The 25,088-nt window shown below is 61.0% G+C and carries 24 protein-coding genes; 7 read left to right on the forward strand and 17 right to left on the reverse strand.

Annotation, left to right across the window (positions count from 1 at the left end; genetic code table 11):
- Positions 1 to 207: 207 nt before the first annotated feature.
- From NE357_RS07475 to NE357_RS07495, 5 genes are all read right to left on the reverse strand, one after another.
- Entirely contained in the window at positions 208 to 330 is a 123-nt protein-coding gene (locus tag NE357_RS07475; RefSeq protein WP_283241416.1) for a hypothetical protein, read from the reverse strand.
- A gap of 32 nt (positions 331 to 362) precedes the next feature.
- Positions 363 to 1,271: a hypothetical protein gene (locus NE357_RS07480; protein ID WP_169429344.1), complete on the reverse strand. Its 909-nt coding sequence runs from the start codon at positions 1,269 to 1,271 to the stop codon at positions 363 to 365.
- Positions 1,272 to 1,342: 71 nt separating this feature from the next.
- The gene (locus tag NE357_RS07485) at positions 1,343 to 5,356 is read right to left on the reverse strand and encodes an RCC1 domain-containing protein (RefSeq protein ID WP_169429345.1); all 4,014 of its coding nucleotides are present in this window, start codon (positions 5,354 to 5,356) and stop codon (positions 1,343 to 1,345) included.
- 118 nt (positions 5,357 to 5,474) lie between these two features.
- On the reverse strand, positions 5,475 to 5,870 hold the full coding sequence (locus NE357_RS07490; protein ID WP_169429346.1) for a YbaN family protein: 396 nt from the start codon (positions 5,868 to 5,870) through the stop codon (positions 5,475 to 5,477).
- Positions 5,871 to 5,880: 10 nt separating this feature from the next.
- Positions 5,881 to 6,468: a UPF0149 family protein gene (locus NE357_RS07495; protein ID WP_169429347.1), complete on the reverse strand. Its 588-nt coding sequence runs from the start codon at positions 6,466 to 6,468 to the stop codon at positions 5,881 to 5,883.
- Positions 6,469 to 6,745: 277 nt separating this feature from the next.
- On the opposite strand from NE357_RS07495, the gene recQ reads away from it, so the two are divergent.
- The 3 genes from recQ (at position 6,746) to NE357_RS07510 (ending at position 11,371) form a co-directional block, all read left to right on the forward strand.
- Positions 6,746 to 8,875 (forward strand): DNA helicase RecQ, encoded by a 2,130-nt coding sequence (gene recQ, locus NE357_RS07500; protein WP_169429348.1) that lies wholly within the window; start codon positions 6,746 to 6,748, stop codon positions 8,873 to 8,875.
- Positions 8,876 to 9,009: 134 nt separating this feature from the next.
- Complete coding sequence (locus NE357_RS07505; RefSeq protein WP_065260957.1) at positions 9,010 to 9,444, forward strand: MarR family transcriptional regulator; 435 nt, start codon at positions 9,010 to 9,012, stop codon at positions 9,442 to 9,444.
- Positions 9,445 to 9,571: 127 nt separating this feature from the next.
- Positions 9,572 to 11,371, forward strand: a complete 1,800-nt coding sequence (locus tag NE357_RS07510; protein WP_169429349.1) for a FimV/HubP family polar landmark protein — start codon at positions 9,572 to 9,574, stop codon at positions 11,369 to 11,371.
- A gap of 6 nt (positions 11,372 to 11,377) precedes the next feature.
- Here NE357_RS07510 and NE357_RS07515 read toward each other — a convergent pair whose 3' ends face one another.
- Positions 11,378 to 13,567 (reverse strand): patatin-like phospholipase family protein, encoded by a 2,190-nt coding sequence (locus NE357_RS07515; protein WP_169429350.1) that lies wholly within the window; start codon positions 13,565 to 13,567, stop codon positions 11,378 to 11,380.
- 71 nt (positions 13,568 to 13,638) lie between these two features.
- Between NE357_RS07515 and NE357_RS07520 the strand changes: the two genes are divergently transcribed.
- A complete protein-coding gene (locus NE357_RS07520) occupies positions 13,639 to 13,926 on the forward strand; it encodes a SelT/SelW/SelH family protein (RefSeq protein ID WP_169429351.1) in 288 nt (95 codons plus the stop codon).
- Here the strand turns inward: NE357_RS07520 and NE357_RS07525 are convergent.
- Positions 13,920 to 14,813, reverse strand: a complete 894-nt coding sequence (locus NE357_RS07525) for a DMT family transporter (protein WP_169429352.1) — start codon at positions 14,811 to 14,813, stop codon at positions 13,920 to 13,922. The two genes, NE357_RS07520 and NE357_RS07525, sit on opposite strands and share 7 nt — an antisense overlap.
- 72 nt (positions 14,814 to 14,885) lie before the next feature.
- On the reverse strand, positions 14,886 to 15,650 hold the full coding sequence (locus tag NE357_RS07530; RefSeq protein ID WP_169429353.1) for an AraC family transcriptional regulator: 765 nt from the start codon (positions 15,648 to 15,650) through the stop codon (positions 14,886 to 14,888).
- Between the two features lie 132 nt (positions 15,651 to 15,782).
- On the opposite strand from NE357_RS07530, the gene NE357_RS07535 reads away from it, so the two are divergent.
- The gene (locus NE357_RS07535) at positions 15,783 to 16,598 is read left to right on the forward strand and encodes a UDP-2,3-diacylglucosamine diphosphatase (RefSeq protein ID WP_007958385.1); all 816 of its coding nucleotides are present in this window, start codon (positions 15,783 to 15,785) and stop codon (positions 16,596 to 16,598) included.
- A 15-nt stretch (positions 16,599 to 16,613) separates the two neighbouring features.
- On the opposite strand, the gene NE357_RS07540 is transcribed toward NE357_RS07535, so the two are convergent.
- Complete coding sequence (locus NE357_RS07540) at positions 16,614 to 17,204, reverse strand: HD domain-containing protein (protein ID WP_169429354.1); 591 nt, start codon at positions 17,202 to 17,204, stop codon at positions 16,614 to 16,616.
- Between the two features lie 24 nt (positions 17,205 to 17,228).
- A complete protein-coding gene (locus NE357_RS07545) occupies positions 17,229 to 17,540 on the reverse strand; it encodes a DUF962 domain-containing protein (protein WP_169429355.1) in 312 nt (103 codons plus the stop codon).
- 167 nt (positions 17,541 to 17,707) lie between these two features.
- On the opposite strand from NE357_RS07545, the gene NE357_RS07550 reads away from it, so the two are divergent.
- Entirely contained in the window at positions 17,708 to 18,769 is a 1,062-nt protein-coding gene (locus NE357_RS07550) for an AraC family transcriptional regulator (RefSeq protein ID WP_207866370.1), read from the forward strand.
- Here NE357_RS07550 and NE357_RS07555 read toward each other — a convergent pair.
- Entirely contained in the window at positions 18,726 to 20,180 is a 1,455-nt protein-coding gene (locus NE357_RS07555; protein ID WP_169429356.1) for a TrkH family potassium uptake protein, read from the reverse strand. The genes NE357_RS07550 and NE357_RS07555 overlap by 44 nt on opposite strands.
- Positions 20,181 to 20,301: 121 nt before the next feature.
- On the opposite strand from NE357_RS07555, the gene NE357_RS07560 reads away from it, so the two are divergent.
- Positions 20,302 to 20,868: a nitroreductase family protein gene (locus tag NE357_RS07560; RefSeq protein ID WP_169429357.1), complete on the forward strand. Its 567-nt coding sequence runs from the start codon at positions 20,302 to 20,304 to the stop codon at positions 20,866 to 20,868.
- Between the two features lie 5 nt (positions 20,869 to 20,873).
- On the opposite strand, the gene NE357_RS07565 is transcribed toward NE357_RS07560, so the two are convergent.
- From NE357_RS07565 to NE357_RS07590, 6 genes are all read right to left on the reverse strand, one after another.
- Entirely contained in the window at positions 20,874 to 22,214 is a 1,341-nt protein-coding gene (locus tag NE357_RS07565; RefSeq protein WP_169429358.1) for a sensor histidine kinase, read from the reverse strand.
- A gap of 166 nt (positions 22,215 to 22,380) precedes the next feature.
- Positions 22,381 to 22,833 (reverse strand): Spy/CpxP family protein refolding chaperone, encoded by a 453-nt coding sequence (locus tag NE357_RS07570; RefSeq protein ID WP_169429359.1) that lies wholly within the window; start codon positions 22,831 to 22,833, stop codon positions 22,381 to 22,383.
- Between the two features lie 136 nt (positions 22,834 to 22,969).
- Positions 22,970 to 23,647, reverse strand: coding sequence for a response regulator transcription factor (locus NE357_RS07575; protein WP_169429360.1), 678 nt, complete (start codon positions 23,645 to 23,647; stop codon positions 22,970 to 22,972).
- Positions 23,648 to 23,654: 7 nt separating this feature from the next.
- Complete coding sequence (locus NE357_RS07580; RefSeq protein ID WP_169429361.1) at positions 23,655 to 24,065, reverse strand: translation initiation factor 2; 411 nt, start codon at positions 24,063 to 24,065, stop codon at positions 23,655 to 23,657.
- A 109-nt stretch (positions 24,066 to 24,174) separates the two neighbouring features.
- Positions 24,175 to 24,474, reverse strand: a complete 300-nt coding sequence (locus NE357_RS07585; RefSeq protein WP_169429362.1) for a YciI family protein — start codon at positions 24,472 to 24,474, stop codon at positions 24,175 to 24,177.
- Between the two features lies 1 nt (position 24,475).
- Positions 24,476 to 25,072 (reverse strand): septation protein A, encoded by a 597-nt coding sequence (locus tag NE357_RS07590; RefSeq protein WP_169429363.1) that lies wholly within the window; start codon positions 25,070 to 25,072, stop codon positions 24,476 to 24,478.
- Positions 25,073 to 25,088 lie beyond the last annotated feature (16 nt).

Here is a 25,088-nt window from a genome sequence, read left to right on the forward strand (position 1 = left end):
GGGATCGCAGACGGTTTTTTATTGAACCTGAGGGAAGGAGGGAGAGGTACTGTCAGATCTGACAGGGGCAGGCTGGTTTGCGACGAGCGGTCCGGGCTCACGGTGTTTCCCGCCAACAAGTTGGTCTTGCGGATCGAATTCGAACCCGTGGCCATGCGCAGCGCAGTGTCAGAGGATAAGCCGCAGGAGCTGACAACTCCTTGAGGATCAGACCCTGCGGCTTTGAAAAGTTGAGCGTTGAGCGGTTTCCGGATCGGTGGCGGCCTGGCTGACACTGCCGAGCAGCGCCAATGCGAGCAACAGACATCTGATTCGCAACGTGCTTTGCATGGCGATCTCCACAAGTTTTTGGTCGCCGTCGCTCAAGTCTGGGAGACCCCCAGGACCTGCCAGAACGAGGCCGTGTCCTGGCTGGTGGCGTTGTCATTGACCGAAGAGCCGTTGAGGTCGTATGTCCAGGCGGTGTCGGCGCCCAGTACGTCGGCGGTCCACACCGGGTAGTTCAGCCACTCGAGGAAATCCGCGACAGGGCCGCTGTCGGGGAAATAAAGCGTCCACAGCCGTTTCGACTGGGCGAGGGTGATCGGTTGCAGCTTTGCAGCGGTACAAATTCTGGTCATGCCCTCCCAATCCGCGCTGGCACTCAGGAAGTGCACCTCCTGAATACCCTTGACAGTGAGGGGGTACTCGCGACTCTGGTTCTGGCTGTCGGTCGCGCGGATCCTGCAGGCGCCGTTGCGCAGGGCGGTGATCTCGCCCGATCGTGCATCGGCACTGGCAATCAGTGGATCGGTGCTGTCGTAGGTGTAGGGAGCCTGGCCCCAAGTGGCTTTACGGGTCATGCGCGCCGCTGGGGGAGGGGCAAGTGGCGGCTTGTCGACGGAGACGACGTAGTTTTCAGTGCTCAGATCCAGTGTGGCGTCGGCGTCGAAACCCGTCTGCAATTTCAGATCCAGGATGTCCGATGGTTCACGAGTGCTTTGGTGCAGCTGTACTTCGTAGCGAATCGGTACGATGTCATTTTCGTCGGCAACAAATTCCGAAGCGTCAACCTTGAACACGACATCATTGCCGACTGCGCCGGCGCTGATCGGCAGGTCATCGGTATAGGTATCACCGACGAACAAGAAAACGTGATCGCGGAACTTCATTGGCACCCAGGGCTTTATTCTGACGGTCGCCCCTCCGGGGGGAAGCGTTTGCGGATCCAGAATGTCGAGAGGCGCGTCGTCTACAGTTGGCGCCCGCAGATTGTTGTTGGTCTGGCTCATGTCACCCTCCGCTCAAGTCAAATAGGCGGCGCTCGGGCGAGCGCCGCACAGCAAGTCACCGTCGATGGGTGTCAGGGGGTATTGAGCCTGGCCAAACGGCTGGCCTTGAGCGCCAGACCGCGGGTGGCCGCATTGGCGTAGTACGATACCTGGCCTTTGAGCCGGTCTTGAGCGGCACTGCTGTCGCCGCCGGCGAGTGCATTGCCCCAGGTCACCACTTCGCCGTCGGAAGTGAGCGCCGTAAAAGCATGACGGTTGGCGTAGATCGCGGTGACGTTGACCAGTTTGGCAGTGACGGGCGTGGTATCTCCGCCGAGCAATGGGTCTCCCCAGGCCACCACGGTTCCATTTCTGCACACTGCCGCGAACGCTCCAGCGGTGGCGGCCAGTTGAACAAGATCGTCCCTGCCGGCGATCGGGTCAGGTATCAGGCCACCCGAATTGGCCTCGAGCCACCCGACGACGTGACCACTTTCTCGAAGTGCTGCAAACGCATTCGAACTGGCGACAACTGAGATGATATCCGTCAGGGAGCGTATTTCCGCAGGTATTGCCCCGCCATACCCTGCGGACCCCCAGCCCGCAATTTGTCCGCTTTTGAGCATGACGACAAAGGCTTGAGCATTCGCGCAGGCCAGTGTCTCGATGTTGGTCAGGCCGGCGACATCGTCGGATACGGTTCCGCCTTTCGCGGGATCGCCCCAGGCGACCACGGCGCCGTTTTCCCGAAGTGCGGCGAAAGCGAAGCCGTTGCCGATCACGTGTTTGATGTCGGTAAGGCTGGCAATCTCTGGAGGAACAACGCCGCCAAACCCCGCTCCACCTCCCCAGGCCATCACTTGGCCTGTCGCTCTGAGGACGGCGAAAGCATCTCCGGCTGGCGTCAGTTCGACTGCATCTTTCAAGGCCAGGATTTCGTCAGGCGGGTTTCCGCCTTTGGCAGCGGTGCCCCAGGCATGGACTGTTCCATTGGTTTTGATGCCCGCAATAGCCACGCTGTTGCCGGCGAGCTTCACGAAGTTCTGAGGATCAACGGTGCCCATTTCTCCACCCTGACCTGCAGTCCCGGCCCATGCCACGGTGAAGTTGTTGGTGCGAATCACCGCGTAGGAGCTGCCAGAACAAGCAATCCGGGCAATATCGGTGAAGGTCTGAAAGGTTGGCGGGATTTTCTGACCATTCAATGGGTTACCCCAGGCTGCCAGATTGTTCCTGTCCCGCAGCGCCACGAATGCCCCGTCATTGGCGGGAGTGCCCGGGCCACCGGTGCCAAATATGTTCACTCTGTTCAGGGTGACCTGGTCGTCGCTGGTGCGAACTTGCAAGGGGGCATAAGGGTCGGTATCAACCCAGATCTTCGCTTTCGTCCAGGTGCTGTCTTCAGCATATTTCCACTCTGCCTCTACCCGTTGCCGGGTGTCTGCGTTGAAGGCGGATATGAGCCAGCTGGAGCTGGTCTCCCGATAAATCCCCTTGTTGTAGCGGGCTCCCATGACTTGCAACTTGCCACTGCCAATCACCTTGCGCACATCGTAAACCGTCGGGTTGGAGGGGCCATCGGTTCCGCCGGCCTGGCGTTTGATTTTGTAGCTCAAGGCGATGTCCCTGCCTTCGTTGGCGTTGATCACGCTATGCGGCACCTTGATCACGGCCAGCTCTTTGTCGGCCTGCCCGGACGTCACTGTATGCGAATACGTGGTGGTGGTTTGACCCTCTACCGTTACCGTGATTTCGTCGTCTGTCTTCAGCAGGGCGGTTGCCGGTATCACCACCGTTGCGCCGTTCGGGTGAACATCATCGGGATTCAACTGATCCTTTTGCGGTCCGGTCGCTTCTTTGAAAGTGGCGTCTGGCGGTGTGAACTCCGTCGTCTCCACTCTCAGCGGATAATCCTCCCCCGGGGTTTGGCCACCCTCGAACAGTGTCACGTGATAACTGATCACCACATTCTTGTTCAGGCAGGCCTGCACGATGGCATGGTCAACCGTGAACTCAACGGGTTTGCCCTTGTTGTTTCCGCTGATGGCTTTGTCGTCCTTGTGCACTGTCACGTTGTCCGTCGTGGCCCACTTCATATAGAAATGATCGCCGGCGTTCTCTTGCCGGTTGGCGGCAATTTCGACGGTAGCCCCGTTCGGGACTTTGGATGGATCCAGTATGCCGTCAATGGCTTGCAGTACCTTGGCTGGATCCAGCAGTTGTTGGTCTGCCTTGCCGACGACGAAGGTCAGGGGATCGGAATAGCTGGTGATGTCGGTTTCGTTGCGCAAGATCCGGTAAGTGGCCGTCACTTTTTTTCCGCGGTTGGGCTCAATGTGCTCTGCTACGAATTTGGCATCCAGTGTGAAGTTAACGTCCTTGTCGGCCGAGAGGGCGTTCAGGACGACGAAGTCTTCCTTCTTGCCTGTGACCTCGGCATCCCAGGTATAGGTCACTGTGTCGCCAGACTTGCTTGGCGTACCGGTGGGTCTTGGCGCAGTGAATTTACTGGCGCCTGCGGGCAAATCGCCGGGTTCGAGTTCACCATTCTGCTCTCCCAGAACGATGGGCTTGACCAGTTCAAACTGCGGTTCGCCGACATTCACGGAGGCAGCAGGCCGGGAACGGCGCCTGATGATTTCACCGCCTTTGTCCATCAGCAGTGTGTAGGACGCGACGACTTTTCCGCCTTTGAGGGTGTGAATGTGTAAGCCGTCGACAGTGATGACAAAACCTTTTGGGTTGTTCACCTCGGACGGATCCGGGAAATACCAGTCATCTTCGAAGCTGGGATCATAGGGTTTGCCATCGGGACGTGTGCCGAACCATTTGATTTCGATTGCCATACCGACTTCAATGTCCGGGTTGTGCGGGATTCGCAAAGGGGTACTCGCGAGGTCGTCGGGAATCGCACCGTTTTGTGCATCGTCGAGAATCGGGGCGGCCAGTTGATCGGCTTCGCCCACAATCTGCACGAACTGGCCTTTGGATCGAAGCGGATCGGTGCTGCCATCGCGTTTCAGCTGGTAAGAGAAAGTGGCTTGGGTTTTTGCCAGCTTTCGCGCATCCGGGGTCTGGATTACCAACTCGTAGGCGTGTGGCACGTTGTCGATCTTCTTCAAGGGCGCCACGGCTTCGATCGGATCGCCCTCTACCGTGGTGCCGCGCATCTTCAGTTCGATGTCGTCGTCAAGCTTGAATTCTGGGACTCTGGCCACCACTTGAACGATGACGTTGTCGTCACCCAGTGTCTCAAGATCAAGCACGTTGTTGATGGCCCGGTCGACAATAGGCGCGGGCAGAAGATCTGTGCTCAACGAGACTACGATCCGGGTTTCCGTGCTCCAGTCTTCTGCAACGTTTTTCGCTATGTCCGTCACAATGAAGGCCACACCAAGGCCCTTTTTATCGCTGTCGCCGGCGCATTCGATGATTGCTTTATCCACCACGATTTCGATTGGGTTGTTGTCGGGGTCATTGATCTGCTCGGCGGTCAGCGGTGCGGATTTTTTGGGATAACCGCCCCAGGTAATCTCCGCAATATCGCCGACGGCGGCATTGGGGTAAGGCGGGGCGGTGCCGGACTCGGAACGGATGATGATCGGCACACCCGCCTCTGCTATGTCCTTATCCACGACACCGTTGACGATTTTCGGATCGATATACATAAACAGCTCAGAGTGGCCGGGGCCTGGCAACGTATCTTGCCCCCCCGGAATCTCGAGTTTTTCGTATATTTCGGTCGGCGGAGTCTGGGTTTCCCACGCTTGATTGAGTCGTTTGACTCGGTAATTCAGGGTATGCGAGCCGGTCTTGGCGTGCCGGGGGGGGACGAACAGCGTTACGCGCTGGTCCACCTCGGCGGCATCCCTGATGGTGGTCTGAGCAACGACATTGCCATCCTTCAACAGTTCGACGTCGTCACCGATGCCCATCTGGCTCCATGGCCAAATGTAAGTCTGCAGTCCTTGTTCGGGGTGTACCCCCATCGCCGCGGCCCGATTGATCGCCCACTCACCGGAAGGCAGTGGTTCGGGTTGCTTGTCGGGGATTTCCAGCTCGGCAAGCGCTCGGGTGGCAACTCTTTTCGCAGGTTGTTTCAACATGGCGGACACTCCTGTCGAGGGATGGGCGACGGAGTGATTTAAGGATTGAAGTCGATCGCTTGGCTACTGTCAGATCTGACAGGTGAGCAGGGTTTTTCGACGAACGGATGCTGAGCGCTCAGCGCTTGTGCAGGGTTTTCTGTCGCAGAATGTAGACCGTCACCAGCACCGCACTGGTCAGCATGAACCCCCGCGCCCACGGCAGTGGCACCAGATAGCAGGAAAACAGAATGCTCGGCCACATCAGCCCGATCGCGTAGACCTTGCCCTTGAGCGGAATGCCATTGCCATCAAGATAATCGCGGATCCATGGCCCGAGTCGGGGATGCTCGACAAGCCACTGATAGAAACGCGGGGAGCTGCGGGCAAAGCACGCGGCTGCCAGCAGCAGGAAGGGAGTAGTGGGGAGAACAGGCAGGAAAATCCCGATCACCCCCAATGCCACGCTCAGCCAGCCAATGGCCAGCATGATGTAGCGCACCATCAGGGGGCGGTTGCCTATGGGGTTGTCCATAGGCCGGATCTTAGTGGTGACGTGGCTTGAGGATCGCCGGTTTTTCGTCGGGCGCCTGGCACAGCAGGTACAGTGCGGTCAGGGCTTCCGGGATCTGCACGATCATGTCGTCCATCAGGTTGGCATCCTTGGCGATGTCTTCGAACTCGGGCTGTTCGTCGAACAGGCCCGAACCGACCATGATCGGCAGGAGCATTTCGCTGACTTCTTCTTCGGCGGTTTCGAACCAGGCCGCTTCGCGCAGGAACACGCCTTCCATGAAGCCGATGCACCAGCCGCGCAGTTCGGAATCGTCCGGGTCGTCGCCCAGGTCCAGATCGCAGGGCAGCTCGAATTCTTCATCGGAGGCCAGTTGGCGGGCGATGTGGGCCTTGAGGCCGATCAGTGTGGCTTCGATCTCTTCGCGCTGGGCTTCACTGCTGTAATGCGGCTCTTCGGCGAACAGGGCGTCGATCCACTCACGATCGGGGACCACGTCAGCGCAGATCGACAGCGCAGTCAGGTAACCGTGAGCGGCCACGTAGTCCAGCGCCTCTTCATGCAGCTCGTCGGCGTCGAGGAAGACTTGCAGGCGGGTTAGTTGCTCGGCGAAGGACATTAAAGGGCTACCTTGGGGGAATAAACAATGCGGGAATTCTAGGCCTTCTTGAGCCCTCAAGCCAGCCGCACGGCAGATTTGCCCGCACAAGCTTCTTATCGGCGGTGCCCTTTGCCGGGGAGGGCTCGGGTATACTGCCGCGCTTTGCGATCCCTGCCGGTGTCGCGGCTGAATCTGTACGGCGTCATGCAATGCGCCCTTACGTTTTGTTTAAAGCAGCCTCGGCTGACTTGAACCAGCCTGTGCAGGGATGTTTCGGTAGATTTTTGGAGTTTTTATGCTCGAACAGGCTCAACGCGTCCTCAAGGACATCTTCGGCTACGACAGTTTCCGTGGCCGTCAGGGTGCAATCATTGAGCGCGTGGCCAGTGGCGGTGATGCCCTTGTCCTGATGCCGACCGGCGGCGGCAAGTCCCTGTGCTTCCAGGTGCCGGCGCTGCTGCGCGACGGCCTGGCGGTGGTGGTGTCGCCGCTGATCGCGCTGATGGACGATCAGGTCGCCACCCTCGAAGAGCTGGGCGTGGCGGCCGCCGCGTTGAACTCCACATTAAGCGCCGAACAACAGCGCGACCTCGCCAACCGGATCAAGCGCGGCGAAGTGAAGATGCTGTATCTGGCGCCCGAGCGTCTGGTGCAGCCGCGCATGCTGTCGTTCCTGCAAGGCTTGAACATCGCCCTGTTCGCCATCGACGAAGCGCACTGCGTGTCGCAATGGGGCCATGACTTCCGCCCTGAATATCTGCAACTGGGGCAGTTGGCGGAAATGTTCCCCGACGTGCCGCGCATCGCCCTGACCGCCACCGCCGACAAGCGTACCCGCGAAGAAATCGTTACACGTCTGCATTTGCAGAACGCCGAACGTTTTCTCTCGAGCTTCGACCGGCCGAACATCTTCTACCGCATCGTGCCCAAGGAGCAGCCGCGCAAGCAGTTGCTGGCGTTCCTTGCCGAGCGGCGCAGTGACGCCGGCATCGTCTACTGCCTGTCGCGCAAGAAGGTGGAGGAGGTGGCCGCGTTTCTCACCGAGCAGGGTTTCCCGGCGCTGCCGTATCACGCCGGTCTGCCCAACGATCTGCGCGCCTATCACCAGAAGCGCTTCCTCAACGAGGAAGGTCTGATCATGGTCGCCACCGTGGCGTTCGGCATGGGCATCGACAAGCCCAACGTGCGTTTCGTCGCTCACCTCGACCTGCCGAAATCCCTTGAAGCCTATTACCAGGAAACCGGACGCGGTGGCCGCGACGGTCTGCCGGCGGACGCGTGGATGGCCTACGGGCTGCAAGACGTGGTGATGCTCAAGCAGATGCTGCAGAACTCCGAGGGCGACGAGCGCCACAAACGTCTGGAGCAGCACAAGCTCGACGCCATGCTCTCGCTCTGCGAAGAAACCCGCTGCCGCCGGCAGGCGTTGCTGGCGTACTTCGACGAAGACATGCCCGAGCCGTGCGGCCACTGCGACAACTGCATCGACGGCGTGCAGACCTGGGACGCCACCGAGCCTGCGCGTCAGGCGCTGTCGGCGATCTATCGCACCGGCCAGCGTTACGGCGTCGGCCATCTGGTGGACGTGCTGCTGGGCAAGGACAACGAAAAGGTCCGCAGCTTCGGCCACCAGCACCTGTCGGTGTACGGCGTCGGCAAGGCGCTGAATGAGAGCGAATGGCGCTCGCTGTTCCGCCAGTTGGTGGCCCGTGGTCTGGCGGATGTCGATCATGAAGGCTATGGCGGCCTGCGATTGAGCGATACCTGCCGGCCTTTGCTCAAGGGCGAAGTGACCCTTGAACTGCGCCGCGACCTCAAACCACAAATCACCGCCAAGAGCGGCAGCAAGAGCCAGGCCAGTCAACTGGTGCGTGGCGAAGAGCGCGAACAGTGGGAAGCCTTGCGCGCCCTGCGGCGCAAACTGGCGGAAGAACACGGTGTGCCGCCATACGTCATCTTCCCCGACTCGACCCTGCTGGAAATGCTCCGCAGCCAGCCGACCTCGCTGGCGGACATGGCCCGGGTCAGCGGCGTCGGTGCGCGCAAGCTGGAGCGTTACGGCGAGGCCTTCCTCGAAGTGCTCGGCGGCGAGGCCGAGGCGCCGAAAGTGGTGGCCGACGTGCGCCACGAACTGATCACCCTGGCCCGCGCCGGAATGACGCCGTTGCAGATCTCCGGTCAGTTGCAGTGCTCGGAAAAGAACGTCTACACCATGCTCGCCGAAGCCATCGGCAAGCAGCAGCTGTCGCTGGAACAGGCGCTGGATCTGCCGGAAGACCTGATGGGCGAAGTTCAGGATGCGTTCCTCGACGGCGAAGGCGAGTTACCGTCGGTCGCCGAAGTGGCGGAGCTGTTTGCCGGTCGTGTACCGGAAGGTGTGCTGTATTGTGTAAGGGCTGCGTTGCAATCGGAATTCGAAATGTGAGCCTGGGCTTACACAAACCGTTATACAGATGTAACGATTCAGTACAGGGCGGCTCTTGCCTATAGCCAAATGTCATGCTTAGCTGACTAATAATTAGTTTTTCTCTATTTCTTCAGCCTAACCATGAGTGTTTTATGCCGTTAACCGATCAACACCGCTTTGGCATGCAACTGGCCCAGATGTCCCGTGGCTGGCGTGCCGAACTGGATCGCCGGCTGGCCGGCCTGGGGTTGTCCCAGGCACGCTGGCTGGTGCTGCTGCATCTGGCGCGTTTCGAAGAGGCGCCGACCCAACGGGAGCTGGCGCAAAGCGTCGGCGTCGAAGGGCCGACCCTTGCCCGCCTGCTCGATAGTCTGGAAAGCCAGGGCCTGGTGCAACGCCAGTCCGTGATGGAAGACCGTCGGGCAAAGAAAATTGTGCTGTGTGCTCCGGCCCGCCCGCTGATCGAGCAGATCGAAACCATCGCCACGCAACTGCGCAAGGAGTTGTTCGAGGGCATCGATGAGGCTGACATGAAGGTGTGCATGCGGGTTCACGGGCACATTCTGGCCAACCTGGAAAAATCTTGAGGCACAACGACGTGCCGTTTTTTTGAGGGATCGTGCTGGGCAGACTATAAGAACTACTGGGCAATATCGTGTTCGTACCGGATGTGCGAACCCATAGAAGTCGGTTTTGCTTATTTAAGGGATGCTCATGCTCGACAGTCGGCACGTAGTACTGCGTTGCGCCCATTCGCTGCTGGTGGCCGGTGTTCTCACCTGGTCCACGGCATCACTGGCGCTGGGTCTCGGTGATATCACCGTGCATTCAGCGCTCAATCAACCGCTCAAGGCCGATATCGCCCTGGTGGACGCCGCAGGGCTCAGCGCAGGCGAGCTCTCGGCCAGCCTGGCCTCGGCGGACGAATTCGGCCGTGCCGGGGTCGAACGGGTGTTCTTTCTCAACGACCTCAAGTTCACCCCGATCCTGCATGGCAATCGCAACCTGATCCGGGTGACATCGACCAAACCGGTCAACGAACCTTTCCTGAATTTCCTGGTGCAGCTCAATCAGCCCAACGGCCATGTGTTGCGCGAATACACGGTGCTGATCGATCCGCCGGGCTCGCCGGGCATCGTGCCGGCCACCGACGAACCTGATGTCCATGCGCAATCTTCGGAGTTTCCAACGCCCGAGGCGCCCGCTGCCACTACCCGGAGCAAGCCTGCTGCAGTACCGGTAGCGCCGGCGCCTCAAACGACTGCGGCCAGCGACGCGCAAGCGGAACAGCTGGCGGCCAGTGTGCTGCTGAACCAGCAACTGCAGAAAACCATCGATGAGCTGAACCTGAAGCTTCAGGCGCAAGACGTGCAGATCGCCGATGGCAAGAAGCAGTTGGCCGATCTGCAGACGCGTCTGGCAGCGGCTCAACAGGCGCCTCCGGCACCCGCAGCCCCGGCGGCGCCTGCCTCGGTTCCGGTCGCTGCGCCGGCGGAGGCTCAAGACGACTCCGTCAGTTGGCCATTGCTCGGTGGATTGCTGCTGTTGCTGGGAGGGCTGGTGGCAGGGCTGATCCTGCGCCGCCGACGTCAGCCGGCAGAAATTCCGGAAGGGCCAGTACGCGTGCTGCCGCAGCGTAGCGAGCCAGAACTCAATGACAGCGAGAAAGCTCGTCCTCATGCAGCCCATGGTGCCGTGGAGCATCGGGACGAGCAGGCAACCGGCGATGTGCTGGAGGCCGTGGGTATTTATCTGGCCTATGGACGACTGGGCGAGGCGCTCGGCTTGCTGCGCGACGCGCTGAAAAAAGAACCGGAGCGCATCGATCTCGGTGTGCAGTTGCTCGAGGTGCTGGGACGGCAGGGCGATCAGGCGGCGTATGACGAACAGGAAAACCACTTGCGCCAGCTCGGTGTCGAGGACCCGCGGTTGCACGAGATTCGCGTCCGATATCCGAAACTGGCCAGGACTGAACCGTTGGCTGCGGCGGCCCCGGTCATTGCCGCGTTACCCGTTGAGCAAGCTGCCCCCATAACTCCGCTGGCCGAAGATGATTTCGAGCTGAATCTGGAGCAACTGTCGATGGATGCCAGCTGGGATCTGGAAGACAGTCGCTCGGCAACGGACCCGCTGTCCTCGGCGCCCTCGGCACTTGGCTCGAGCCTGCAAGTCTTGCCGCAGGATTTCGACTTGCCGCAAACCACCAGCGATGACGTTGAAACGACAGAGCTGGAGTGGATCGCCGAGCCGGATGTGCAGCCGATAGACGACGATTTTCTCAACGAATTTGGCGATCCCGGCCAGTCACTGGCGCTGGAACCGCTTGATCTGCAAGCCGCGGAGCCCGAGCCGGATCCCGCTCAGGCCGTCAGCGCCGGCAAGCTCGAACGGGCCCAGACCTGCATCGATGATGGCGACCTCGACAGTGCGATCGCCTTGCTCAATGAGCTGCTGAAAGAGGCCGATGAGCCGCTCAGGCAAACGGCCCGAACCCTGTTGGCCGGGATTCGCTGATCCGGCTCAGAAGGTCTGCCCCAGATTCAGATAAACCGCCTGTTCATTGGCATCATTGAGGCCATAGCTGAAATTCAGCGGCCCCAGCGGAGTATCAAAACCGATGAACACGCTGGCCGCATTGATGTAGCCGCTGTCGAACTCGTTGTCGTTGTTCCAGGCCCGTCCGCGCTCAAGCGACCCGCCGGCATACAACGGGAAATCCAGCGGCAGATAAGCGCGGGGTGTCAGACGGCGGTAAAACACCGCCCGCATCAGACTGACGTTCTGCCCGGAGATGGCATCTTCGCGGAAACCGGACAGCTGTCGGGCGCCGCCGAGCAGGAAGCTCGATGTCACCACGTTGGCGTCGTCCAGTGTGCGGCCGTAACGCCCGCCCAGAATCAGCGTGTTCGGGCCGCTGCTCATGGCTTTGTCCAGTTTGAATTCCCACTGTCGGTAGCGCGTGTCGGAACCCAGGCTCGGTTCGAATTGCATCAGGGTCAGGCTGACGTCCTTGCCGTCGTGGGGGAAGTAAACGTTATCCAGTGAGTCGAACGAATATTTCAGCGCATAGAAGCCTTCGTTGAAGTGTTCGCTCGGCAGGTTCTGATCGCCGATCCGTACGTCCGCCTTACCCCAGGCCTCACCGACGCCGAAGCGGATTTCACCGTTGTTGCCGATCTGGCGGCCGACGTTGAGACCCAAACCGTAGCGCTCCACCCGATATTGGGCGATCGGATCGTTGTCGAGCACCGAGTCGACGTTCTGCGCTTCGAACGCCGCATACGGCGCGACGAAGTAGCGTGAGCCGACATCCAGTGGCTGATAGAACTCGGTATAGAGCTCCTGCTTGTCGCCGATCTGCGCCCGGGTCAGCCACTCGGCACCGAGGCGGTTGATGCCGTTCATTCGGTAGCTGGCGCCGAGGTTGAAGGCGCTGTCACCGCGCATGTCGTCCGACAGGTTCAAACCGACCCGCAAGTAATCGGTGCCGCTGCGCTTGCCCCGGGCGCTGATCACCAATGTGTGTTCCTGGCCCTTGTGCACCACGCGGTACTGCACCTGTTCGAAGTAATCCAGGCCGTACAGGGTGCCCATGTCCGAGTGCAGGCGCCCAAGGTCCAGCGGCTCGCCGATCGGCTGGCGGATGTAGTAACGGATCACTTCGTCACCGACTTTCGAGTCGTTCTCGACCCTGATCGCGGTAATGATCGGCGTGCGCTGGCCCGGAGCTCGGGCGGCATTGAGCTCGGCATCCTGCGACACCGCAGGCTTCAATCGGGCGAGGCGGGCGTCGAGGGCTTTGGTGGCACGGTAACCCGCGTCGATCATTTCCTCGGCACGACCGAAATCGGTGACGCCGAAACTGGCCAGCGGCGGCTGGATCAGCACGTCGTCCGGGTGCAGCGCCGCCAGTTGTTCTTCGGAGTTGCGCCGGGTCATCAGGGTGATCGACTGGTTCAGCACATCGACTACGGTGGTCAGTTGCTTGCGATTGCGCAGTGGAGTACCGATGTCGACCACGATGGCCACGTCGACGCCCATTTCCCTGGCGACATCGAGGGGAATGTTGTCGGTCATGCCGCCGTCCACCAGCAACCGGCCATCGAGTTCGACCGGAGCGAATACCGCCGGAATCGACATGCTGGCACGGATCACCTGGGGTAGATGGCCTTTGCGAAACACCACTTTTTCGCCGTTGGCGATGTCGGTGGCCACGGCGCGGAACGGGATTGGCAATTTGTCGAAATCACGGGTGTCACTGGTGTGCGCCAGCAGACTTTCCAACAGCAGCGCCAGGTTTTGCCCCTGAATCACGCCCAATGGCAGGCCGAGGCTGCCGTCATCGCGAAAGCTCAGTTTCTGCTTCACCAGAAAATCGCGGTCGTCCTGTTTGCGCCGGAACGGCACGTCTTCACGGGGCGGGGCATCGGACAGGGCCTGCTGCCAGTCGATGTTCAGGGCGAGATTTTCCAGTTCGTCGATCTTGTAGCCCGAGGCGTACAGCCCACCGACTACCGCACCCATGCTGGTGCCGGCAATCGCATCGATCTTGATGCCTTGTTCTTCCAATGCCTTGAGTACGCCGATGTGCGCCAGCCCACGGGCCGCACCACCCGACAACACGAGGCCGACTTTTGGCCGTGGCGCTTCACTGGCATGGACGAACAGCGGGAGGAAACCAAGCAAAAGGCAGATCAGCAGACGACGCATTGTGAGTCTCGGGGCGAGCGTTAAAGCCGGCTATTATAGCGGCGCCCTCTGGCTCAGGAGTTTCAGCGATCATGACCGTAGCAAAACCGGAAATCGTCATCACCTATTGCACGCAATGCCAGTGGCTGTTGCGCGCCGCATGGCTGGCGCAAGAACTGCTCAGCACCTTTGGCGACGATCTTGGCAAGGTGTCACTGGTACCGGGCACCGGCGGTATCTTTCACATCAGTTGCAACGATGTGCAGATCTGGGAGCGCAAGGCAGACGGTGGCTTTCCCGAGGCCAAGGTGCTCAAGCAGCGAGTGCGTGACCAGATCGACCCTGAGCGTGACCTCGGGCACAACGACCGTACTCAGTGAGACGCGGCTTCGGCGGTGACGGTTTTCTTGTCGCTGTTGCCTGACATCCGGCTCGACACCACGATAGCGACGATGATCAGCGCGCCACCGATCAACATGCGCAGTGTCGGGTTTTCATCGAACAGCAACCACGCGACGGTAATCCCGTACACCGGCTCCATGGCAAACACCACCGCCGCGGTGCGCGCCTTGATCACGGCGAGACTGGCAACGAACAAGCTGTGGGCGACGCCGGTGCAGAACACCCCGAGCAAACCGATCCACAGCCAATCGATGGTGCGCACTTCACTCAGTTGCGGCGCCGCCACCGGCAGCAGACACAGCGCCACTACCACGTTCTGACACAGCGCAGCCTGCACCGCCGGAATGCGGCCGGAGCTGGCACGGTTGGTCAGCGACAGCAGGGAAAACAGCAGACCGGACAGGATCGCCCAGAGCAGCCCGGTGGTCGCGCCGCTGGCCAGATCGAACGCCGGGGTCACCAGCACCAGGCCGACACTGACCAGTGCCACCAGAATGATTTCGTTGGCGCGGATACGTTCGCGGAAAATCAGCCCTTCGAGAATCACCGTGAAAGCCGGGAAGCTGGCGAAACCGAGGGTGGCTACTGCGACACCGGCCACCTTCACGGCAATGAAGAAACTCACCCAGTGACCCGCCAGCAATACACCGCTCAAAGCCAGTCGGCGCCAGTCCGTGGCTTGCAGTTTTTGCCAGCCGTGCTGACTGGCGAAGCGGGCGAAAAACGCCAGCGCGAGAACGGCAAAGGCGGCCCGTCCAAAGACGATGACCGCCGGGGTTGCGGCGGCGAGTTTGCCGAAGACGCCGGTCAGGCCGAACATCAATGCGCCAATATGCAGGGCGCCGAGGGCGGTACGGGGAGTCATTGCAGTCCTTTTTTCAAACACCATTTCAGGCACACATTGAAGCCTGTAGCGGGCGAAAAGTCTGTCGGCAGACTATCGATTTTTGTCGTCAGCCTCGCGTCGCAATTGTGTAGGAGAGGTCCTGAACTCGCGCAGGACGGCAGCCGAGAAGGCACTTTGCGATCCATAGCCGACACGGCTGGCCACTTCACCGATGGGTAGCGTGGTTTCTCGCAACAGTGTGACGGCTTTATGCAGCCGTCGACTGCGAACGTAGTCCATGGGAGTCTGCCCGCATTCGGCGACGAACCGGGCATGCAATCGGGCGCTGGATAACCCGGCGATTCGCGCCAAGTCCGCGACCTGCAGCGGATAGGCCGCGTACTGCTCGATGTGCGCATCGAGTGCCGCGTAGGGCAGGCGACGTGCGCAGACTTCGGCAGGTTGGGCGTGGTTCAGGCTCGCCAGTAACAAAACCGCACCCTGTTGTGCAATCAACGGATCGTCCACCGGACTGTTCGCCAGCCAATTGACCAGTTGGCCTTGACCGGCATCCAGCGACAGGCGTGCGGTGTTATCCAGCAGACGGCGGCTGGCCTCGGCGTGATCGCCCAGTGAGCGCGTCAGCCATTGCTCGTCGGGCACATCCAGCACCAGACAGCGGCTGCCCTTGGGGCTGCCGCACGCATGATGCGCGCCGGCGGGGATCACCACGAAACTCTGCTGCAACACCTGACTGCCTTGCCCTTGGACTTCGAAATCCAGCGCGCCGGACAGGCCGAACACCAGTTGCGCGTGGTCGTGACTGTGAACGATCAGGTCGTGGGTGTAATGGCGCAGGGTCAGGATCGGTTGCATGGCGGTCTCCGGGCGAGCCGCCAGTCTACACCGGCGCGAGAGCGCCGCGTTTGTCACAAGACTGACGCACACCTGTCACGGTGGATTAACCGGGCTCGCGCACAGTGGCGAAAACATCGCAGAGGGTTGCCCATGACCAGCGCCGAGCTCGCCAGACCCAGCCGTAAACAAAGGGTTCGCACCTTGTGGATCTCCGACGTGCACCTGGGCACGCGGGATTGCCAGGCCGAGCATCTGTCGCAGTTTCTCAAGGGTTACCACGCCGACAAGATCTACCTGGTCGGCGACATCATCGACGGCTGGAAACTGCGCGGCGGCATGTACTGGCCCCAGGCGCACACCAACGTGATCCGCCGCTTGCTGACCATGAGCAAGCGCGGCACCGAGGTGATCTACGTCACCGGCAACCATGACGAATTCCTGCGGCGCTATTCGAAGCTGATCCTGGGCAACATCCAGTTGGTCGACGAAGCGGTGCACGTCACAGCCGATGGCCGGCATCTGTTAGTGATCCACGGCGACCAGTTCGACGTGATCACCCGTTATCACCGTTGGTTGGCGTTCCTCGGTGATTCGGCCTACGAATTCACCCTGACCCTCAATCGCTGGCTCAATCACTGGCGGGCGAAATACGGTTACGGCTACTGGTCGCTGTCAGCCTATCTCAAGCACAAGGTGAAGACGGCGGTGAGCTTCATCAGCGACTTCGAAGAAGCTATCGCCCACGAATGCGTGAAGCGCGAATTGCACGGCGTGGTCTGCGGGCACATTCACCACGCCGAGATCCGCAAGGTCGGCGAGGTGGATTACCTCAATTGCGGTGACTGGGTGGAATCGTGCACGGCGCTGATCGAGCACTGGGACGGCACGATCGAGCTGTATCGCCTGGCCGATGCGCAGGCGCGGGAAGCCGAACTGAAAGCGGCGAAGGTTGCCGAACTGGCCTGAGTTTTTCAAATCGACTCAGGCCGGGTTGTGCTCTTCCATCGCCGCTTTGTAGATCGAGTTTTTCGGCTGGGCGAACAGCCGTTCCATCATCGGTTCGAAGAAGCTCAGCGGCAGGGTGTCGTACTCGGGGTCGAACGCCGCCGCGTCGTATTTCGCGCAGAACTCCGCCGTCGCCAGAAACTGCGGGTGGTCGCTGAATTGTTCGCGCAGGTGCCGATCCATGCCCAGGTGATGGAAGAAGTAGTAGCCCTGGAAGATCCCGTGCTTTTCCACCATCCACAGGTTCTCGGCGCTGACGAACGGTTTGAGGATGGCGGCGGCGATGTCTGGGTGATTGTAGGAACCCAGTGTGTCGCCAATATCGTGGAGCAGGGCGCAGACCACGTATTCCTCGTCGCGCCCGTCGCGAAAGGCGCGGGTGGCGGTTTGCAGCGAGTGGGTCAGGCGATCCACCGGGAACCCGCCGAAATCACCTTCGAGCAATTTCAGATGCGCCATGATCCGGCCCGGCAATTGGCGGGCGTAGGCGCTGAAATCCGCCGCGATGATCGCCCAGTCTTCCTGCGTGCCGTCCTTCATATGAGTGAAACGGGCAGTGGCATTCATCGGCAATCCTCTTGGTCAAGGTTTCTAGAACGCTACGCGGCCCAGGATCATGTCGCGGTACATGACGAAATCCCCCAGCAGGCTGTAGAGCGGATGCTGGAAGGTGGTCGGGCGGTTCTTCTCGAAAAAGAAATGGCCGATCCAGGCGAAGCTGTAACCGGCCAGTGGCAGGGCGAGCAACAGCAGCCAGGCGCCCTTGGCGATGGTCATCGCGAGAATGAAGATCACCAGCGTCGTCCCGATAAAGTGCAGGCGGCGGCAGGTGCTGTTGCTGTGTTCGCTGAGGTAATACGGATAGAACTCGGCGAAACTGTTGAAATGCTTGATGGTTTCCACGACTGCGATCTCTGTGGTTATTGTTCTGATTGCAAGTTGTTCGGCGGGTAGCTTATTTGAGTCTAGAGTGATCAATGGTGTCGGCCAGTGACAATCGGCGCCACTTTACTATCCTTGGGAAATCGGCCGTAGTATGCGGCTCATCATGTCATTCAAGAAAAAACGCCATGAGCGAACGAACGACTTCTGCAAGCTGGGCGATGGGGATTGTCAAGGCACTGGAAATGGACGGCCTGGATTGCCGGGTTTTGTTCAGACAGCTGGGGCTCGACTACGCGGCGCTGGAGGATCCGGACGCGCGCTTCCCGCAGGACTCCATGACCCGACTCTGGCAACGGGCGGTCGAGCTGTCCGGGAATCCCGCCATCGGCCTGAACATGGGCAAGGTGGTGCGACCGGCCTCGTTCCATGTTGCGGGCTACGCGCTGATGTCCAGCAACACCTTGGCCGAAGGCTTTCAGCGACTGGTGCGGTATCAGCGGATCATCGCCGAAAGTGCTGACCTGAGTTTTCGCCTGCTCGACGAAGGCTATGCGTTGATTCTGACGGTGCATGGCGATCATCTGCCGCCGACCCGGCAAAGTGCCGAAGCCTCGCTGGCCTGCGCGCTGGCGCTGTGCGGCTGGCTGACCGGGCGCACGCTGCACCCGCGCAAAGTGCTGGTGCAGGGCGACGAGCCCGATGATCCTGGGCCCTACAAACAAGCCTTCCATGCACCGCTGGTGTTCAACGCGCCGTATGACGCGCTGATCTTCGAGCGTGCCGACATGGAAGCGCCGTTACCCACCGCCAACGAGGCGATGGCGCTGCTGCACGACCGGTTTGCCGGGGAATATCTGGCGCGGTTTTCCGAAAGTCGCGTGACCCACAAGGCGCGCCAGGTGTTGTGCCGTCTGTTGCCTCAGGGCGAACCCAAGCGCGATACGGTGGCGCAGACCCTGCACCTGTCGCAGCGCACCTTGCAACGGCGGTTGCAGGAGGAGGGCACCAGTTTCCAGCAGTTGCTGGATGACACCCGCCGCGAACTCGCCGAGCAATACCTGGCGCAGCCGAGCATGACTCTGCTGGAAATCGCCTATCTGTTGGGGTTTGCCGACCCGAGCAATTTCTTCCGCGCATTCCGCCGCTGGTTCGACACCACGCCCGGCGATTACCGGGCGCGTTTGCTGGACGCGCCGAACGCGATCAGTGACGCCAGAACGCCGGAATACACAGCACAAACACCGTAATGATCTCCAGTCGGCCGAGCAGCATGCCGAACGACAGGATCCACTTGGCGGCATCGGGCAGCGTGGAGAAATTGCCCGCCGGCCCGATGGTTTCACCCAGCCCCGGGCCGACGCCGGACACCGTGCTGGCGGCGCCGGTCAGCGCGGTCATCCAGTCCACGCCCAACAGCGACAGCAGCAGGGCGATCACGCAGATAGTGATGGCGAAGAAGAACGAAAAGGTCAGGATCGAACGGACGATTTCTTCGTCGAGGCGATGACCGTTGTACTTCTGTTTGATCACCGCGCGCGGGTGGATCAACTGGTTAAGGTTGGCCTTGAGCAGGATGTAGGCGACCTGGAAACGGAAGATCTTGATCCCGCCCGCCGTCGAGCCGGAACAGCCGCCGACAAAGCCCAGATAGAAGAACAGCATCAGCGAGAAGTTGCCCCACAGGCTGTAATCCCCCAGTGCAAAACCGGTGGTGGTGACCACCGAGGTCACGTTCAGCGCCACATGGCGCAGCGCGTCCAGCCAGTGCAGGTTGGTGGTCCACCAGTACCAGGTGCCGAGCACCAGCCAGGTTACCAGCAACATGCCGAGCAAACCCTGCACCTGTTGATCCTTGATCAGTGCCCGGCGGTTGCCGCGCAGCGTCGCCACGTACAGGGTGAACGGCAGGCTGCCGAGGATCATCACCACCACGGCCACCCAGTGCACTGCCGGTTGCGTCCACTTGGCCAGGGACTGGTCGGAGGTCGAGAATCCACCGGTGGAAATCGCCGACATCGCATGGTTGATCGCATCGAACGGGCTCATCCCCGCCCACCAGAACGCCAGACTGCCGAGAATGGTGATGCCCACGTACGCCGCCACGATCAGCCGCGCCACCATGTGCGAGCGGGGCATGACCTTTTCCGAGCGGTCCGAGGATTCGGTCTGGAACAGACGCATGCCGCCGATGCGCAGCAGCGGCAGAATCGCCACCGCCATGCCGATAAAGCCGATGCCGCCGAGCCAGTGCAGCAGCGAGCGCCACATCAGGATGCCCGGGGACATGGTGTCCAGCCCGCTGAGTACGGTCGACCCGGTGGCCGTGATGCCGGACATGCTTTCGAAAAACGAGTCGGTGTAGCTGATGTGCTGGGTCAGCAGAAACGGCAGCGCGGCGAAGATGCACACCACCAGCCAACTGGTGACGGTCAGCAGGTACATGTCGCGAGGCCGCAGGTGAATGTGTTCCGGACGTCCGGGAATCACCAGAGCCAGACCGGCGACGAAGGTGATCATGCTCGCCCAGAGGAACGACGGCAGATCGCCGGTGTGGTCGAAGATCACCAGGGTGGCCATGGGCACGACCATGGCGATGGCCAGGGTGATGAGGAAGATGCCGATGATGAAACCAATGATCCGTAAGGTCGGCAACGCCATGAAGTGCGCTCGGGCTGATGTGGGAAGGGCGCCATTCTACCTGCGGGGCAAGGCATGTAAACCGACGCGGCCGGATCACTTGCCGCTAGAATAGCCGGACATTTTTTTCAGGAGGTGGCCGATGCAGGCTCTCGACGCTTTGCTCAACCGTGTTTCCGTTCCACGACTGATCGATCCGGCCCCCACCGCCGAACAGCGCGAAGTGCTGTTTGCCGCCGCGACCCGCGCACCGGATCACGGCCATTTGCAGCCGTATCGTTTCCTGACCGTCGAAGGTGCGGCGCGTGAGCAGATGGGTCAGTTGCTGGCCGAAGCGGCGCAGATGCAGGAAGGCGAAGTCACCGAAGCGATGATCGACAAGGCGCGCAACGGCCCGCTGCGGGCACCGCTGGTGGTCGTGGTCATCGCCAAACTTCAGGATCACGTCAAATACCCGAAGGCCGAGCAGTTGCTGGCCGCAGGCTGTGCGGCGCACGGCATTCTGCTGGCGGCCTACGCGCAGGGGATTGGTGCCGTTTGGCGCACCGGTGATCTGGCCTACTCGAAACATGTCGCCAAGGGCCTGGGCCTGACGGATGACGAAGAAGTGATTGCCTTCCTGTACCTCGGTACGCCGCAGAAAGAACCGCGGGTGGCCGAGAAGGTTGATCTGGCGGAGTTTGTCAGCGCCTGGCCGGCAAAGGCCTGATTCAATCAGGGCTGGACCACCGCCCCCGGTTCCAGCGGCAATTCAAGACTGGCCACAAACCCGCCCTGCGGGTGGTTGGCCAGCACCAGCGTCCCGCCATGCCGTTCCGCCGCCCGCCGGGCAATCGCCAGGCCCAGGCCATGGCCTGCAGCGGTCTGCCCCGGCGCCCGATAAAACGGTTCGCCCAACTGGCTCAAGTGCTCGGCCTGCACCCCCGGCCCATGATCCCGCACGCTGACCACGATTCGTTCGCCCTGACGTGACGCCTGCATTTCAATCGGCTGCCCGACCGGGTTGAAGCGCTGGGCATTGCGCAGCAGGTTGTCCACGGCGCGTTCGATCATGGTCGGCCAGCCTGTCAGATTGAGCGCCGGGTCGGCTTCCAGGCGGACGGTCTGTTCGGGTGAGCCCAGTTGCGCATCCTTTTGCAGAGTGCCCAGCAGGGCATTCAAATCCACGGCTTCGGCGCTGGCATTGTCGGCATCGACTCGTGCCAGCACCAGAATTTCACTGATCAACGCTTCCAGCCGATCGCATTCACGGGTCAGGCGCGGCCAGAGTTTTTCCCGCTCTTCCGGGCTGGCCCGTTCGGCCAGTGCCAGGGCGATGCGCAGTCGTGCCAGCGGTGAACGCAATTCGTGGGAGACGTCGCGCAGCAACTGGCGCTGACTGCCGATCAGACTTTGCAGACGTGCGCCCATGCGGTTGAAGTCGTTGGCCAGCACACCGAATTCATCGCGGCGGTTGGCCAGTTGCGCCAGGCTGTTCTGTTGATAGGTGGTCTGGCCGAGGTCATGCACTGCACCGCGCAGGCGACTGAGCGGACGAGTGATGGAAAACGTCACCAGCAGGCTGAACAGGGTCAGCACCACCAGCGCGATGCCCAGCGCACTCAACGGCCAGAGCAGGCTTTCGCGGTGCCAGGCGTCGAGTTCCGGGTGCGGGATGCGGTAGATGAAGAGGTAGGTGTCACCGCTTTTTTCGCTGGTGAACTCGTCGGTCAGACGGCGCCAGGGCAGGCGTCGGTCATCGTTGTTCTGCCGCGCCTCGAAGGCGGCCGCGCGCCGGGGGAAGGTGCCGCGCACCACCGGGTCGCCGCTTTCGTTCAGCACTTGCACGTCGATGTGGTACTGGCGTTTGCGCTGTTCGAGGATGTTCTGGGCGGCGTCTTCGCCCTGGGCTTCGTAGGTCTGCGTCCATTCGGCAGCCAGGGTGTTGAGGCCCGGATGGCGGCTGAGGATCCACGCGTCCTGGTTGAGCATGTGCCCCAGCAGAATGGAAAGCCCTGCAACCAGAGCGATGGCCAGCCAGAAGCTGGCGAGGATACGCCAGAACAATGAACGCACAGAAAATCCTCAAACTAGCGCAAAACCTGTGGCAGCGAGCCTGCTCGCGATAGCGTAGTGTCAGACAGCTCAGTCTTGTCTGATACACCGCTATCGCGAGCAGGCTCGCTCCCACATCGGGCTGGGTGAAAAAAGACCCGACGGCGTGAACCGTCGGGTCAGAACATTATTGCGCCTTTTGCGGCTGTTGCGCTTTCCAGGCTTTGAACTCGGCCCATTCGGCGCGACGTTCAGCCTGTTTCTTCTGGATCTCGTCGAATTTCTTCTGTTGATCCGGTTTCAACACGGCGCGGACATCGGACTCGGCTTTCTTGTGGTTGGCCGCCATCTCGTCCTTCATGGCTTTCTGGTCGGCTGGCGACAGTTTCTCCAGGTATTTTTCGACCGTCTGGTGACGCTCTTGCATCTGCTCGCCCATGATCTTGCGGATCTGCTCGCGCTGTTCGCGGGACAGGTCCAGCTCGCTGTACGGGCCTTTGCCGTGCATGCCGTGCATCTGACCGCCGTGGCGCGGGCCGTCCAGCGGGCCACCCATCGGGCCGCCATCCTGTGGTGGCATGGCCATGGCGACGGTCGGCAGGGCAGCGGCAAACATCAGAGCGATAAGAGTCTTGCGCATGGTGTATCTCCTTTGTCTCGTTCCCGGTACGTTCCGGATGAGTACAGATTACGGAGATCAAGGTCAGCGGCGGTCAGCGCTGTGTAAAGCTTGGGTAAACACGTTTTCGCGCCGACCTGACAAAACTTACGAACGATCAGAGGCTGTAGTAGTAGCCACGGCTGCGCAAGGCCACGATGCGCGGGCGGCCGTCGGCGTGGGGGCCGATTTTCTTGCGCAGGTTGCTGACGTGCATGTCCAGGCTGCGGTCGTACAGGGTCAGCTTGCGGCCGAGGGCGATCTGCGCCAGTTCCTGTTTGTCCAGCGGCTCGCCCGGCTGCTTGAGTAAAGCTTCGAGCAGACGGCTTTCGGAAACGGTGAGGGTGAATTCCTTCTCGTCGATGCTGACGACACCGCGCACCGGACTGAAGCTCAAGTCGCCAAGCTCGAGCTGGGTCGACACGGCGGCCGGATGACTGCGGCGCAGCACGGCGCGCAGGCGGGCGGTGAGCTCGCGGGGGTCGCAGGGTTTGGCCAGGTAATCGTCGGCACCGAGTTCCAGGCCGAGGATACGGTCCAGCGGCTCGCCACGGGCCGAAAGCATCAGCACCGGCAGATCGGCGTGATCGCTGCGCAGTTGCTTGAGCAGTTCCAGACCGCTGCCGTCGGGCAGCATCACGTCCAGCACCACGGCGGCGGGGGCGGACTCGGCCAGGGCCTTGCGGGCGCTCTGGCCGTCGTGACACGCACGGACCTGAAAGCCTTCCTGGCTCAGCCAACTGCTTAGAAGCTCACACAGCTCCTGGTCATCATCAATCAGTAACAGCTCGCTCATGACTCACTCAATTTAGCCATTGTCGACGTTTTCGACTTGCACCACTGGCAAAGATACCGCAGAGCAGGGCCAATAGCGCTACCCCGGCGCCGGTGACGAACCATTGCTGCTGTTCGGTCAGCAGGCGCGGCAGCGGGCTGGCCTGGGCTTCCTTGAGTTGCAGCTTCAGACGCTGGTTCTCCTGGCGCAACCGGGCAAGCTGGGCGCTTTCGCGGGTGCTATCGGCATCCTGCAGTTGTTTGCTCAGTGCTTCCCGCTGCTGCTCGCTGACCTTCAGGCGCTGCTGCAACTCGGTGATCTGGCTGCCGGCGCTTAACGACAACGGCGTGGAATTGCCGCTTTCGCTGCTTTCCTCACCATGGGCGGGTGCCATGATCGACAACGTGACCAGCATCAGACACAACGGACCCTTGCGCATCGCGACTCCTGTTACCAAATGGATATTGGGCAGGTTGTCGGCCGGCAAACGAGAATAATGAGCGATTGAGAACGCGATGAACCGACAAGGTTCATCGCGTGGGGAAGGACTACGGCAGGACTTGCTTGAACGGCTTCACGACAACGTTGGCGTAGACGCCGGCGGCGATGTACGGATCGGCATCGGCCCAGGCTTGTGCCGCGCTCAGGGAATCGAATTCGGCAACGATCAGGCTGCCGGTGAAACCCGCCGCGCCCGGATCATTGCTGTCGACCGCCGGGTGCGGGCCGGCCAGGACGATGCAGCCCTCGCCCTTGAGCACTTGCAGACGTTCAAGGTGCGCGGGGCGGGCGGCGAGGCGCGCGTCCAGGGAGTTGGCGACGTCGGTGGCAATGATGGCGTAGAGCATGTCAGTCCTCGGTTTTTGGCGTTGTGGTATCGGCGTCGTGCAGGTGACGGGACAGGTAAATGCCCTGAGCGACCAGGAACAGCACGGTCAGGCCCAGGCTGCCGAACACCTTGAAGTCCACCCAGTAGTCCTGGAACGTGAACGCGACGAACAGGTTGGCGGCGCCGCAGAACAGGAAGAAACCGATCCAGGCGATGTTCAGGCGCGTCCAGACGGCGTCCGGCAGGGTCAGTGCGTGGCCCATGATGCGCTTGATCAGCAGGCGGTCACCGATGAAATGGCTGCCGATGAAGGCCAGGGCAAACAGCCAGTTGACCACCGGGGCTTTCCACTTCAGGAAGGTTTCGCTGTGGAAAGCCAGGGTCAGACTGCCGAACACGAGGCAGGCGATCAGGGTCAGCCACTGGCTCTTTTCCAGCTTGCGCTGCTTGATGAAGAGCGCGCCATAGACCACCAGGGAGCTGATGATCAGCACGGCGGTGGCGCTGTAGATGCCGCCTACGGTCAACTCATTGCCGGCAACGTCGACGGTGCGTGGATCGAGTTTGTAGACGATGAAAAACAGCAGAAGCGGGATGAAATCGATGAATTGTTTCACAGTGAGAGCCAGAAGC

The organism is Pseudomonas sp. G7(2022), assembly GCF_052660475.1.

Excerpts from the sequence above, each read along its gene's own strand:
- NE357_RS07570 (WP_169429359.1), bottom strand. The coding sequence starts at position 22,833 with ATGCGCAAGACTCTTATCGCTCTGATGTTTGCCGCTGCCCTGCCGACC.
- NE357_RS07505 (WP_065260957.1), top strand. The coding sequence starts at position 9,010 with ATGCCGTTAACCGATCAACACCGCTTTGGCATGCAACTGGCCCAGATG.
- NE357_RS07495 (WP_169429347.1), bottom strand. The coding sequence starts at position 6,468 with ATGTCCTTCGCCGAGCAACTAACCCGCCTGCAAGTCTTCCTCGACGCC.
- NE357_RS07485 (WP_169429345.1), bottom strand. The coding sequence starts at position 5,356 with ATGTTGAAACAACCTGCGAAAAGAGTTGCCACCCGAGCGCTTGCCGAG.
- NE357_RS07515 (WP_169429350.1), bottom strand. The coding sequence starts at position 13,567 with ATGCGTCGTCTGCTGATCTGCCTTTTGCTTGGTTTCCTCCCGCTGTTC.
- NE357_RS07575 (WP_169429360.1), bottom strand. The coding sequence starts at position 23,647 with ATGAGCGAGCTGTTACTGATTGATGATGACCAGGAGCTGTGTGAGCTT.
- NE357_RS07580 (WP_169429361.1), bottom strand. The coding sequence starts at position 24,065 with ATGCGCAAGGGTCCGTTGTGTCTGATGCTGGTCACGTTGTCGATCATG.
- NE357_RS07550 (WP_207866370.1), top strand. The coding sequence starts at position 17,708 with ATGAGCGAACGAACGACTTCTGCAAGCTGGGCGATGGGGATTGTCAAG.
- NE357_RS07510 (WP_169429349.1), top strand. The coding sequence starts at position 9,572 with ATGCTCGACAGTCGGCACGTAGTACTGCGTTGCGCCCATTCGCTGCTG.
- NE357_RS07540 (WP_169429354.1), bottom strand. The coding sequence starts at position 17,204 with ATGAATGCCACTGCCCGTTTCACTCATATGAAGGACGGCACGCAGGAA.
- NE357_RS07535 (WP_007958385.1), top strand. The coding sequence starts at position 15,783 with ATGACCAGCGCCGAGCTCGCCAGACCCAGCCGTAAACAAAGGGTTCGC.
- NE357_RS07520 (WP_169429351.1), top strand. The coding sequence starts at position 13,639 with ATGACCGTAGCAAAACCGGAAATCGTCATCACCTATTGCACGCAATGC.
- recQ (WP_169429348.1), top strand. The coding sequence starts at position 6,746 with ATGCTCGAACAGGCTCAACGCGTCCTCAAGGACATCTTCGGCTACGAC.
- NE357_RS07490 (WP_169429346.1), bottom strand. The coding sequence starts at position 5,870 with ATGGACAACCCCATAGGCAACCGCCCCCTGATGGTGCGCTACATCATG.
- NE357_RS07525 (WP_169429352.1), bottom strand. The coding sequence starts at position 14,813 with ATGACTCCCCGTACCGCCCTCGGCGCCCTGCATATTGGCGCATTGATG.
- NE357_RS07530 (WP_169429353.1), bottom strand. The coding sequence starts at position 15,650 with ATGCAACCGATCCTGACCCTGCGCCATTACACCCACGACCTGATCGTT.
- NE357_RS07475 (WP_283241416.1), bottom strand. The coding sequence starts at position 330 with ATGCAAAGCACGTTGCGAATCAGATGTCTGTTGCTCGCATTGGCGCTG.
- NE357_RS07555 (WP_169429356.1), bottom strand. The coding sequence starts at position 20,180 with ATGGCGTTGCCGACCTTACGGATCATTGGTTTCATCATCGGCATCTTC.
- NE357_RS07480 (WP_169429344.1), bottom strand. The coding sequence starts at position 1,271 with ATGAGCCAGACCAACAACAATCTGCGGGCGCCAACTGTAGACGACGCG.
- NE357_RS07585 (WP_169429362.1), bottom strand. The coding sequence starts at position 24,474 with ATGCTCTACGCCATCATTGCCACCGACGTCGCCAACTCCCTGGACGCG.
- NE357_RS07560 (WP_169429357.1), top strand. The coding sequence starts at position 20,302 with ATGCAGGCTCTCGACGCTTTGCTCAACCGTGTTTCCGTTCCACGACTG.